Source organism: Robertkochia aurantiaca (assembly GCF_020166495.1).
GTDB classification, from domain to species: domain Bacteria; phylum Bacteroidota; class Bacteroidia; order Flavobacteriales; family Flavobacteriaceae; genus Robertkochia; species Robertkochia aurantiaca.
This window is the reverse complement of the sequence record NZ_JAINZS010000001.1, coordinates 336515-348939: the sequence shown is the minus strand read 5'-3', so window position 1 is coordinate 348939 and position 12425 is coordinate 336515. Positions and strand designations below refer to the sequence as shown.

The window sequence follows — 12425 nt, the reverse complement described above, 5'->3', positions numbered from 1 at the left end:
GAAGATAAATCTTAATTGTTTCTTCTTCCTCCCCTTGAGTTTCCTCTTGAACTTCGGGCTTTAGCCGTATTTCGGCTGTTGTTCGGGGCGCTTACCCTTTTATTAGTTCTGCTATCATTAGCCTTACGGGAAACCGAACTTTTTCTTCCGGCAGATGAATTCCTGGCATATGATCCCGATTTACGCTGAGAACTTCTTGCTTTCTGAGCTTTTTGGGTTCTCGGAGATCTTTCTGCGTAAGCCTTCTTGCTGCGTTCGTTCGATTTTCTTTGACCGTACCGGGCACCGTCGTTTCGACTCCTGTTATTTGCAGAGCGGGTGACAGATTTAGAACCTCTGTAATTACCGTTACCTGCCTGAGCATTTGCGCGGTTTCCGGAAGCGGGTTTACGATATCCCTGAGATCGGTTCACCCGATTATCAGAACGGTTGTTCCCGTATGCTTTCCTTCCGGCTCTTTCCCTGGCAATCGCTCCTGGATTCTTTCGTACCTGGTTGCGATGTCTGGCTTCGTACTTCAGACTTCTGTCTCTCAGGTTCTTTACAGCCCTTCGGTCATTACGGGCGGCAACCCGGCGATCGTTCTGATAGATCTTTCCTCTGTGATTCCCTTTATAATGGTACGGTCTGCCAATCTGAGCATAAGGTCTTCTGTAATTATTTCTGTACGGTCTGTAATAAGTATACCTGACCGGGTAATAGTACCTTCTGTACGGTCTGTAATCTACCAGGCAAAGATTTACGGCAGGTCTTACAAAAAACCTGTGGTAAGGTCTGAAAAAATATCCGCGGTTATAGATATTGATAAACCCTGTAAATCGGGCAAACCCTCCATACGGATCATAAAAAACATTCAGACCACCCACCTGTACGACCCTACGGTTATTGTACAATACGTCGACATTCCCTATTCTGGATACGCGACCATAAAAATCATAATAGACCGGGGTGTTTTCAACCTGGATAACTGCTCCGTAATCATCATACTGTACCCAGGGACTGTAATTAAAGCCCGCATTGAAGGTGATTCCTACGCTGCCATTGCCTACGTGGGCACCGATAACGTTCGGATTATCGATATAAAAATCAAATTCTCCATCAGGATAAACCGAAAAGGTGATCCCGTCTTCCACGAATATGATGGAATTGTTATATCCGTAGCGATTCACATCAGCCATGCTTTCTGATACGCTGGCCTGAAGACCCGTCATACCAAGCATTACTATTAATACCGTAAAAATACTTTTCATAGACATAATACACGTTTGTTAAGGTTCAACTTTAGTTTATTTGGCTGATCACTTATTAAGAATCAAACAGCGTGCCAAAATCCGAAAATCAATTCAAATGTCTTACGCTGATGATGAGAAAATACACGCAAAAACCTGATTTTCAACTATAAGTCTCAAATTGTTAATCGGGTGTTATTGATGCAATCTCACGTTTCTAATCTTATGATTCAGGTGAGACATCGGCCGATGAACATAAATGTGCCCATGCTTATGTTGCTTTCTGGCCGACTTCTTCCAGGCTACTTTATGTCCGTTTACCTTGTGAAGTTTTCCTGATTTACCCTTGTACTCCATAAAGAGATCACCCAGAGATCTCAAAGCTCCGTTGCGGTAATAGGTGATCAGGACGCCGTTGACATTAGAAATCCGGCCAAAGCGATCATAACCTACAGGAAGATGGCTTTGATACGATCTGGCTCGTTCCCTTCGGTTTGTAGTCAGTAATTGAAGCGGTTCAAAGTCAAATGAACCGTCGCTGTAGATATAGAACCGAACCTGATTCATGGTAAAATTCAGCTCCGGAACGGTAAAAAATCCCGGATGAGCCTCATAATTCCTTTCTAAATGACATGATGGGGGTGAGGCGAAGACAAAAGAATGGCTGAATAAAACGGTAAAAAGAAGTAGAAGTGGTCTCATAGTAGTAAGATTAGGGTTATGCCTACTCATAAGCTTTTCGGCTTTCGCTTTGAATAAGGATTTCCAAACAGCGTGCCAAAAAATCATTAAAAGGCATAACCCTTTGACTATGAGTTACATATTTTTTAATGCGGTAATTACCTCAGCCGGATCGGCCCTTTTGGTGTAATCTTCATCGATAAAACTGTATCGAACGCTACCTCCCTTATCGATGATGAAAGTGGCCGGCATTGGGAGTTCAAAGTCTGTATTCTGATGGTGTTTCTTCAGATCGATACCAAATTGTTCGTAAATCTGTTTCAATGATTCCGGTAGTGAAAATACCAGTCCGAGACTTTTGGCGAAGCGGTTATCGATATCGCTTAGCACTTCAAATTCCAGCTCGTTTTTTTCAGCTGTGGTCAGAGAATTATCAGGGGTTTCCGGGGTTATAGCCACCAGACGGGCTCCCTCACTTTTGATTTCCTCCAGATGTTGCTGAAAGGCCCGTAGTTCCATATTACAGTAAGGACACCAGCCACCGCGATAGAACAATACCACCAGGGGAGTTTCAGCGTATAGTGAAGCCACGTTTACCGTATTTTTATTCGCATCGATCAAATTTGCTTCAGGAAACTGATCACCCACTTTAAGACTCCTTTCGGCCAGGTGTTTTTCCTTCAGTTCTTCTGTGGCACGATCCATTATTTCCAGAGCTTCTCCGGGTATCTTTTCCCGGTTGGCCTTATTAAGAATTGCTAAATCTTGGGTTAATGACATACGATTGTTATTTTATGATTCCCTGAATTGGTCGTTTCAGGTTGCAGTCATTACACAGGGCAGGGGAAAAGTTATTGAATCTTTTCCCGGAGAAATGAAGCGGTATAGCCCTTGTTTTCAGCAACGATATCTTCCGGACTTCCTGTAGCCAGCAAATTTCCACCTTTTACACCACCTTCGGGCCCAAGATCAATGATATGGTCTGCACATTTGATCAGTTCAATATTATGCTCGATCACAATGATCGAATGGCCTTTGTCAAGAAGGGCGTCAAAAGATTTAAGCAGTTTTTTAATATCGTGGAAATGAAGACCGGTAGTGGGTTCGTCAAAAATAAACAAGGCTTTTTCTTTTGTACTCCCCTTAACAAGGAATGATGCCAGCTTAATACGTTGCGCTTCCCCGCCCGACAGGGTAGAAGAAGACTGCCCCAGGGTCACATATCCCAATCCTACGTCCTGAAGTTGCTTAAGTTTGCTGATGATCTTCTTTTCTTTATGTTTTTGAAAGAAATCAACGGCATCGTCAACTGTCATGTTCAGGATGTCATCGATATTACGATCCTGAAATTTCACTTCCAGTACCTCTTTCTTAAACCGTTTTCCCTGGCAGGTTTCACATTCGAGATGTACATCGGCCATGAACTGCATTTCGATGGTGACTTCACCCTCTCCCTTACAGGTTTCGCAACGGCCTCCGTCTACATTGAATGAGAAATGTTTAGCCTTATAGCCTCTTATTTTGGCGATCTTCTGCGAAGCATAAAGGGAGCGAATATCGTCATATGCTTTTATGTAGGTGACAGGGTTCGAGCGTGAGCTGCGACCTATCGGGTTTTGATCTACGAACTCAACACTGGAAACCGCCTTGGTATCTCCTTCGATGCGCGTAAATTGCCCGGCCTTTTCGCCATATCCCCCTGTTTCCTTTAAAACAGCCGGGTACAGTATGTCTCGTATCAGGGTGCTTTTTCCACTTCCGGATACTCCGGTAACCACGGTTAATGTGTTAAGAGGGAAGGTAACATCTATATTTTTCAGATTGTGTTCGCGTGCCCCGATGATCCTTATTTCCTTGTGACTGCCACGCCTTTTTTGAGGAACTGTGATCTCCTCTGTTCCCCTGAGATAATGAGCCGTGAGGCTGTCCTGCTCAAGAATGGCCTCATAAGATCCCGTGGCTACTACGTTTCCACCCTGAGTTCCTGCTTCAGGGCCGATATCGATGATTTCATCGGCTGCTTTCATGATATCTTCATCGTGTTCCACCACGATCACGGTATTGCCCAGATCACGTAAAGACAGCAGTACCCTGATCAGATTCTGGGTATCTCTGGGGTGGAGGCCGATGCTGGGCTCATCAAGTATATACATCGAGCCCACCAGGCTGCTTCCCAGAGAGGTGGCCAGGTTTATACGCTGGGATTCTCCTCCGGAAAGGGTATTCGATTTACGGTTCAGGGTCAGGTATCCCAGGCCTACATCGAGCAGGAATTGCAGCCTGGTATTGATCTCTTTCAGCAACCTGGCGGCAATCTTCTTGTCGTGGTCGCTGAAAGACAAAGAATGGAAGAATTGCTGAAGGTCAGTGATAGGAAGGTCAACCATATCGGTGATGGTCTTTCCGCCAATTTTTACATAATCGGCCTCTTTCCTGAGTCTTTTTCCCTTACAAACCGAACAGCGTGTCTTGCCGCGATATCTTGAGAGCATAACCCTGTTCTGTATCTTATAGCTCTTTTCCTCCAGTTCACTAAAAAAATCGGTCAGCCCGGTAAAATAGCGGTTACCATCCCATACCAGTTGTTTTTGTTCTTCAGAAAGTTCAAACCAGGGTTTATGGATGGGGAAATCGAATTTATAAGCATTGTCTACCAGCTGATCGCGATACCAGCTTAGCTTTTCACCCCGCCAGGCAAAAATGGCATTCTCATAGACTGAAAGAGAAGTGTTGGGAACAATCAGACTTTCGTCAAGCCCGATCACATCACCGTAACCTTCACATTTCGGGCAGGCCCCGTAGGGATTGTTAAAACTGAAAAGGTGAGTATTGGGCTCCATGAAGCTCATACCGTCGAGCTCAAAGCGATTGCTGAAATGCTTTTGACTGCCATCATCCAGTTTTTCGATGATACAACTTCCCTTACCCTCAAAAAATGCAGTATCGACCGCATCTGCAAGCCGGTTATAAAAATCTTCATCATCTTTAACGATCACCCGGTCTACCACGAGAAAGAAATCGTGACCGATCTCATCTTTGATCTGATCGATACGAAGCACCTCTCCCCTGTATTTTATACGGGCATATCCCTGTTGTTGCAGTATTTCAAGGGTTTTTATCACGCTGCGATCTTCCGGAATGTGAACGGGAGCCAGCAGTAATAACTTGGTGCGTTCCTCAAAAGATTTTACATATTGGATAACATCGGTAACCGTGTGTTTTTTCACCTCCTTTCCTGAAACAGGAGAAAAGGTTTTTCCAACTCTGGCAAACAGTAATTTGAGGTAATCATAGATCTCTGTAGAAGTACCAACGGTCGACCTGGGATTGGTTGAATTCACTTTCTGCTCAATGGCGATAGCCGGAGCTATCCCCTTGATATATTCGACTTTTGGTTTGTCGAGTCTTCCCAGGAACTGACGGGCATAGGAGGAAAGGCTTTCTACATATCTGCGCTGTCCTTCAGCATAAAGGGTGTCAAAAGCAAGGCTTGATTTCCCACTTCCCGAAAGCCCGGTGATCACCACCAGTTTGTTCCGGGGAATGGCCACATCGATATTCTTCAGATTGTGCAGTTTGGCTCCTTTTATAAGGATGTATGATTTTGGGTCTAAGGTGGTTATTGTGGTCATAGCAATTCTACAAACCACAAAGATAAGAAGTTAATCAAGCACGACGAAGCCGTGCAGCTTATCGATAATTATAAAAAAATGCTAAAAATTTTTTGTCCATCTCTAAAGAATAATCTTATATTTGATTCAACCAGACTTAAAATATCGCGCCTATTCCGCACAATTACTTTTAATAATTTATTGAAAATACAACCTGCTGCTATTAAGCGGCCTGATGTTATTAAAAGTAATTTCTATGGACAACACACTACAGGATGCGACCCTGGTATCCAAGTATATACAGGGTGATGAACAGGCACTAGAACAACTCATTAACCGACACTCTCACCGAATTTACAGTTTTATTTATTCAAAGGTCTATGACCGTGATGTGGCCGAAGATATTTTCCAGGATACGTTTATCAAAGTGATTCGTACGCTCAAGGCCGGTTCGTATAACGAAGAAGGGAAGTTTTTACCCTGGGTCATGCGGATCGCACATAACCTGGTTATCGACCATTTCCGGAAAAATGCCAGAATGCCGAAATTCCAGGGAACAGACGACTTCAATATCTTTACCGTGTTGGGAGACCCTTCGCTGAATGCAGAAAAACAGCTGATCAAAGATCAGGTGGAAAATGATGTGAGGGAACTCATAAAGGAACTGCCTGAAGATCAAAGGGAGGTGCTTATCATGCGTATCTACAAGGATATGAGTTTTAAGGAAATAGCCGCAAAGACCGATGTAAGTATTAATACAGCTTTGGGCCGGATGCGCTACGCCATCATTAACCTTCGTAAAATCATAGAGAAAAACAAGATTATACTAACGAATTAAATAATAAAGTCTGATTCGCAGCGTTATAGGTTTATAATCAATACTAACAACATGGCAAATCTTTACGCTACGAATTCTTCTGAAACTAAAAAACTGAAGCCTAAAAAGGAGACCATACGGTTCCTTTTAGACTATTCAAGGGCTTTAAGGGTAACAAAAGTGAAAGACAAAGCTTTTGAGACGATTATTAATTAATAGTAATTAGCAAAGACCGGTTTATTTACCGGTCTTTTTTTTCTCGTATTCCTTAATAACCGATTTCCTCCCGATCTCTCTGGTGATAAAATCCTTTTCGAGGTCCCACCCTCTGGCAGGGCTGTACTCTCTTCCGTAATAAATGATCTGAAGATGCAGCTTGTTCCATTTTTCCTTCGGGAAGAGTCTTTTGGCATCTTTTTCGGTCTGAACCACATTTTTTCCGCTTGAAAGATTCCAGCGGTACATGAGCCGGTGAATATGTGTGTCTACCGGGAAGGCAGGAACTCCAAAGGCCTGAGACATGACCACGCTGGCGGTTTTATGACCAACGGCTGGCAGTTCTTCAAGGGCTTCGAAACTTTCAGGCACCTTTCCATTATATTTATCAATAAGTATATGTGATAGCTTATAAATTCCCTTCGATTTCATCGGAGACAGTCCTACGGGTTTAATTATTTCCCTGATCTCATCAACGCTCAATCTCACCATTTGCCAGGGGGTGCTGGCCCTTTCAAACAATAAAGGCGTGATCTGATTTACTTTGGCGTCTGTGCTCTGAGCAGAAAGAAGCACAGCGATCAGCAGGGTGTAGGGATCGGTATGGTCCAGCGGGATCGGTGTTTTGGGATATAACTCTTCAAGACTGTTTATGACGAACTCAACCTTTTCTGCTTTGGTCATTTTTGTGTAATTTTAATCTGAAAATGAAGAACAAATTAAACTAAAAAAATTGACTATGAACACACTTAAGCCCGGAGATAAAGTGCCGGAATTTAAAGCCAAAGATCAGGATGGTAATGAAATAAGTCTTTCAGATTATAAAGGAAAGAAACTCGTTGTTTTCTTTTATCCGAAGGCAAATACTCCAGGTTGTACGGCAGAGGCTTGCAATTTAAGGGATCACTATAAAGAATTACAATTAGAGGGATATGAATTGCTGGGGGTCAGTGCCGATTCCATGAAAAAGCAATCGAATTTCAAGGAAAAATATGATTTCCCTTTTCCTTTGCTCGCCGATGAAGATAAAGATGTAATCGAAAAATTCGGGGTATGGGGACCTAAAAAATTCATGGGTAAGGAATATGATGGCATACACAGAACCACCTTTATCATCGATGAGGAAGGTAAGGTAGAGAAGGTGATCTCAAAGGTAAAAACCAAAGACCATGCTTCTCAGATACTGAATTCGTAATTCGGTGAAACGTATAAAAAAACTCCGTGATACTGAGGTGTCACGGAGTTTTTATTATTTATATTTTCTGAATATCAGGAGTTGGAATTTTCCTTTTCAGCAACCTTTGAACGGTATTCAAACAACTGCTTTTCTTTAATAAGGTCAGCAATACCGGCGGGAAGCATCTCTTCCCAACCTTCTTCTCCTTCTGCGATCTTCTTGAGTACTTCTCTCGAGAAGATGTGAAGAATCTCCTGGTCGTAATCGAAAATATCAACCACCTTCCCGTTATATTTGAAGAACTTGTAGAGTTCCTTCATTCTTGGGTGTACTTTCAGGTTGTTGCTGGTTACCAATAGGCCGGTTTCCGGATCGATCATAGGATACAGGTATACCTTCAGGTCTTTGTAGAACAATTTTCCGAAGGCTTCGAGTATACCACCGCTCAGATGACGATAATATTTCTCATCAAAGATATCTACCAGGTTATTCACACCCATGGTCAGTGCCATACGCTCTCGTGAATAGTTTGAGAAGTATTCGACCAGTTTGTAATATTCCTGGAAATTGGAGATCATAACAGTCTGACCCAGGGAGCACAGCAGTCTGGCTCTGTCCATGAAATCTTCCTCATCGATCTCTCCCTCAGCCCTGAGGTTAGACAGGGTGATCTCGAAGATCACCACCGCATTATCGACATCGACCTTGTTTTCTCTGATGAAGATCTCATATGATTTCTTGAACATGTCCATATTCACCAGGGTCACCGGGCGAAAACTTCCTCTTAAGGCAAGGATGTTCTTTTTGTAGAGAATGGCCGCCGGCAGGATGTTGTTCCCGTCAGGACCAAACATAACCGCTTCGGTCATTCCGTTCTTAACCAGTTGCAAACTCATCAGGCGGTTATCAACCTCTTCAAAGCGCGGACCTGAAAAGTTCATCATATCTATCTCTATGGTATCCTTATCGATATGGTCATAGAGATATTTCAGTAATTTCTTTGGCTTATGATGTTTATAAAAGGCTCCGTAGATCAGGTTTACCCCGACTATCCCGAGAGTTTCCTGCTGCAGCCTGGCTTCCGTTTGCTTAAAGCGAATATGAAGAATGATCTCATTGTAGTCTTCATCGGGCTCCAGCTGAAAGCGTATCCCCAACCAGCCGTGACCTTTATACTTTTTGGCAAAGTCTATGGTTGCGACCGTATTGGCATAAGAAAAGAATATTTTATTTGGATTCTCTTTCCGGTCGATCCGCTGTTCCATAAGTTGCATCTCATGGGTAAGCATCTTCTTCAATCTTGCCTCAGTTACATACCGTCCATCGTCTTCCGTACCATAAATCGCGTCACTGAAAGCCTTATCGTAGGCACTCATAGCCTTGGCGATGGTACCCGAAGCACCACCGGCCCTGAAAAAATGCCTGACCGTTTCCTGCCCGGCTCCGATCTCAGCAAAGGTACCGTAGATGTTCTCGTTTAGATTGATTCGTAAAGCTTTCGCTTTGAGGGAAGGGACATTTTCAAAATTCTTGTCACCTTTTACAACAACAGGCATAGTCAATTTTCTTTAGAGCAAAGTTAAAAAAGTTTCATGAAGCGATTCGGATAATAAATGATAAATTTGATAAAAAAAGAGGTTTGAAAATCACATTTCTGGGTACCGGTACTTCGCAAGGCATCCCTGTTATAGGAAGTGATCATCCTGTTTGCAGAAGCACCGACCCTAAAGACAAAAGATTACGCGTTTCTATCATGGTAGAATGGGGTAAGCACCGTTATATCGTTGATTGCGGTCCAGACTTCAGACAACAAATGCTTACCCATCAGGTTGACCGAATCGATGGTATTCTATTCACTCATGAGCATGCCGATCATATTATGGGATTAGATGATATACGCCCCTTCTTTTTCAGGCAGGGAGACATACCCATCTATGCCCAGGAGCGCGTTTTGCAGTCTCTGAGAAAAAAGTTCGATTACGTCTTTGCTACTGAGAACAGGTACCCGGGAGCCCCTGCGGTTAAAGAGTACCGGATCGATAAGCATGAACCCCTGCTGTTAGACGGGATGACCGTAATACCGATCGAGGCACACCATAACCGCCTGCCTGTACTGGGATTCAGGTTTGAGAATTTCGCCTATCTTACAGATATCAAGACCATAGACAACGAAGAGCTGGAAAAACTGGACGGAGTGGAATATCTGGTTCTTAATGCACTCAGGGAAGAGCCGCATCATTCGCATCTCAATATCAGGGAAGCCATTGAACTTTCAGAGAAGATCGGTCCCAAAGAAACCTATTTTACCCATATTAGTCATATGATGGGTTTTCATAGCGAGGTACAGAAAAACCTTCCGGAAAACGTATTTTTGGCCTATGATAACCTGATTTTGAATATTTAACCCTAAATCATCCTTTACATGAAGAATAAGATTTTTATGTATCTCTTCTTTTTTTCGGTACTATTTATACTTTACCAGTATGTAAGTGCTGAGAAATATTTCGAAAGCGAAAAACAAAAAATGGAAAGCAAAGAAGCTGAGCTTGCACAGCTGAACGATACCATACAAGCACTCAGGCTTGAAAATATGGACCTGAGGTATTTTGACCTCAAAACAAACGATGATGCCCTGGCTTATTACGAGCACCTCGAAATAGCCGATCCGGCTGCTTATGTGCGGGATAAGCTGATCGAAAGCAATGAGAACAGCGGGAATAATCCGCTGGTTCCCTACGATGGCATGTCAGGGGCTCCCATGAAGATCAATAAGATCAAGATACTTAATCATAAATGGCTCATCGCAGATTTCTCCGATGGAAAATATTGGGGGGAATTGATGATCGAATATCAATTAAATGATGATCTGAGCGTTGATTTTACAGTGCTCGATCACTTGCTTTATACCCGAAACTAGTACCGCTGTCACTCAAAACAAAGGAGATGAATTACAGCGAAAAAGAAGAAGAAGAGGCTATTGAAGTTAGCCAGGAATTTCATGTTTCCGCTAAAAGGCTCTGGAAAGCCCTTACCCGCTTGGAGGAGATGAAACAATGGTTTTTTCCCGAAATTCCCGATTTCAAGGCTGAAGTGGGGTTTTCTACCGGTTTTATGGTAGATGCCGGACAAAGGCGGTTCTTTCATCAATGGGAACTGCTAAAGGTAGAACCTGCCGAAGAAATTGTTTATCGATGGGATTATCAGGGTTATAGCGGTCACTCATTCGTACATTTTATACTGCGGAATAATTCAAAAACCGAATTAGTGGTGAAGCATTACGGAGTGCAGAATTTTCCCCAGCACATTCCGGAGTTTCATCCTGAAAGCTGTAGGCGGGGATGGGAATATTTCATTCAGAAAAGGCTGTACGATTATCTCAGAAGCTGATAAAGCATTTATTTTTCAATTAAGCAGGGGCTTTTCTTAATTGCTGATTCATGGTCAATGTTTTAAAAACCAGTTAATTAGAGTTTTTCAGTCATTTTTATTCGTAATAAATGATCTGATAAACCGGTGATATAAAGGTGTTCTGGTGAAAAGAACATTCCAGTAATGGGCATTCCAACCGGGTCAAACATTCCCGGGCGGGCCACGTCGATCACTGACAACCCCCTTTGACCTTTATCAGACCATTCCAGCTGGACCTCATTATTCACTACAGATGGTGCTGTGAATATCTTTTGTTGGTGATTACCTGATTCATGAATCTTAAAAACAGAATTAGAGACCAAAGAAGCGATCCATATACCATCGTTAGGACCTCTTTCCAAGTTATCAGGCGATATTACGCTAACAAATAATTTTTTGGCTGTGGGAATCCAAGTTTCGTCCAAATCAAAGACGATTACCCTGTTCATCCTGAATTCAGAAACAAATACTTTGTTTTCTTCCTTATTCATGGTGATCCCGTTAGCAAAATAAAGGCTGTCTGCCATTACTTTTGCCTGTTTATTCTTTTCAGACAGATCCAGGCGGTATAGCATTCCTGAAGGGACCGGTGTAGCAAAGGCACTATCCTGATCCCGGTGGTCACCATATGTTTTTTCAAATGATTGCGTAAACCATAAAAAATTTCGCTTGTCAACATAGATATTATTTACACCGTGGGAATGTTGGTAAATCAAGCGAGCTGTTTCTTTACGTATGTCAACTTCAAAAATCTTACCGGTATTCATGCAACTTACATATGCCTTTTGGTCTTGTGAATTTAAATAAACCCCTCTGGCTCCGTCATTACGGTAACCTGCTGCTGTTAGATTCGCAAACTGCCTTTTTACTCCGTCATCCGTTACCAATAATAATCCCAGGCTGTCATCGGCTACCACGATCGAATCGGTTGAGAGGGCAAACCCGTCTTCAGGAAGTCTCAACCCTTTCGCTTTAGGATAGATCTGATCGGGGTTATAGGAATAGGAAATCTCAGTGAAGCCGGGTGGTATGGTCTGACCTGATTGATCCTGAAAATCGTTTTTTTCTTTGCAGGTAGAAAGCGAAAGAAAAAATACGGAACAGACAATTGTAAAAGGGGAGTTTAGGGAGATTTTCAGCATATTTAAAATGTTCTGTTGATAAAGATAAATGAGATGAAAAAAATGACAGAATTTTCTGAGCCTCTTTTGAAAGTGATAAACAAACCCGGGCAGTTTCCTGCCAGGGTCAATGCTTGATTTGGAATACTACTGATTTAACCTAGA

12 protein-coding genes are annotated in these 12425 nt (G+C 42.7%); 5 read left to right on the top strand and 7 right to left on the bottom strand.

What is annotated here, in order from left to right; genetic code table 11:
- Positions 1 to 11: 11 nt before the first annotated feature.
- From K7R10_RS01600 to uvrA, 4 genes are all read right to left on the bottom strand, one after another.
- Positions 12 to 1250: a hypothetical protein gene (locus K7R10_RS01600; RefSeq protein WP_224482934.1), complete on the bottom strand. Its 1239-nt coding sequence runs from the start codon at positions 1248 to 1250 to the stop codon at positions 12 to 14.
- Between the two features lie 174 nt (positions 1251 to 1424).
- Positions 1425 to 1931, bottom strand: a complete 507-nt coding sequence (locus K7R10_RS01595) for a hypothetical protein (protein WP_224482933.1) — start codon at positions 1929 to 1931, stop codon at positions 1425 to 1427.
- A 114-nt stretch (positions 1932 to 2045) separates the two neighbouring features.
- Positions 2046 to 2690, bottom strand: coding sequence for a peroxiredoxin-like family protein (locus tag K7R10_RS01590; protein WP_224482932.1), 645 nt, complete (start codon positions 2688 to 2690; stop codon positions 2046 to 2048).
- Positions 2691 to 2761: 71 nt separating this feature from the next.
- A complete protein-coding gene (gene uvrA, locus K7R10_RS01585; protein WP_224482931.1) occupies positions 2762 to 5542 on the bottom strand; it encodes an excinuclease ABC subunit UvrA in 2781 nt (926 codons plus the stop codon).
- Positions 5543 to 5777: 235 nt separating this feature from the next.
- Here uvrA and K7R10_RS01580 point away from each other — a divergent pair, with 235 nt between their 5' ends.
- The gene (locus K7R10_RS01580; protein WP_224482930.1) at positions 5778 to 6359 is read left to right on the top strand and encodes an RNA polymerase sigma factor; all 582 of its coding nucleotides are present in this window, start codon (positions 5778 to 5780) and stop codon (positions 6357 to 6359) included.
- Between the two features lie 216 nt (positions 6360 to 6575).
- Here K7R10_RS01580 and K7R10_RS01575 read toward each other — a convergent pair whose 3' ends face one another.
- A complete protein-coding gene (locus tag K7R10_RS01575) occupies positions 6576 to 7238 on the bottom strand; it encodes an endonuclease III domain-containing protein (RefSeq protein WP_224482929.1) in 663 nt (220 codons plus the stop codon).
- A gap of 55 nt (positions 7239 to 7293) precedes the next feature.
- Between K7R10_RS01575 and bcp the strand changes: the two genes are divergently transcribed.
- Positions 7294 to 7749 (top strand): thioredoxin-dependent thiol peroxidase, encoded by a 456-nt coding sequence (gene bcp, locus K7R10_RS01570; RefSeq protein ID WP_224482928.1) that lies wholly within the window; start codon positions 7294 to 7296, stop codon positions 7747 to 7749.
- Between the two features lie 74 nt (positions 7750 to 7823).
- On the opposite strand, the gene K7R10_RS01565 is transcribed toward bcp, so the two are convergent.
- The gene (locus tag K7R10_RS01565; protein ID WP_224482927.1) at positions 7824 to 9287 is read right to left on the bottom strand and encodes a nucleotidyl transferase family protein; all 1464 of its coding nucleotides are present in this window, start codon (positions 9285 to 9287) and stop codon (positions 7824 to 7826) included.
- A gap of 83 nt (positions 9288 to 9370) precedes the next feature.
- Here K7R10_RS01565 and K7R10_RS01560 point away from each other — a divergent pair, with 83 nt between their 5' ends.
- The 3 genes from K7R10_RS01560 to K7R10_RS01550 are packed head-to-tail and all read left to right on the top strand — an operon-like array spanning position 9371 to position 11118.
- Positions 9371 to 10135, top strand: coding sequence for an MBL fold metallo-hydrolase (locus K7R10_RS01560; RefSeq protein WP_224482926.1), 765 nt, complete (start codon positions 9371 to 9373; stop codon positions 10133 to 10135).
- An 18-nt stretch (positions 10136 to 10153) separates the two neighbouring features.
- On the top strand, positions 10154 to 10648 hold the full coding sequence (locus K7R10_RS01555) for a hydrolase (RefSeq protein WP_224482925.1): 495 nt from the start codon (positions 10154 to 10156) through the stop codon (positions 10646 to 10648).
- 26 nt (positions 10649 to 10674) lie between these two features.
- Positions 10675 to 11118 carry an SRPBCC family protein gene (locus K7R10_RS01550; protein ID WP_224482924.1) on the top strand — a complete coding sequence of 148 codons (444 nt, stop codon included), beginning with the start codon at positions 10675 to 10677 and terminating at the stop codon, positions 11116 to 11118.
- Between the two features lie 77 nt (positions 11119 to 11195).
- Here the strand turns inward: K7R10_RS01550 and K7R10_RS01545 are convergent, their stop codons facing one another.
- Positions 11196 to 12281 (bottom strand): SMP-30/gluconolactonase/LRE family protein, encoded by a 1086-nt coding sequence (locus tag K7R10_RS01545; RefSeq protein WP_224482923.1) that lies wholly within the window; start codon positions 12279 to 12281, stop codon positions 11196 to 11198.
- Between the last annotated feature and the right edge of the window lie 144 nt (positions 12282 to 12425).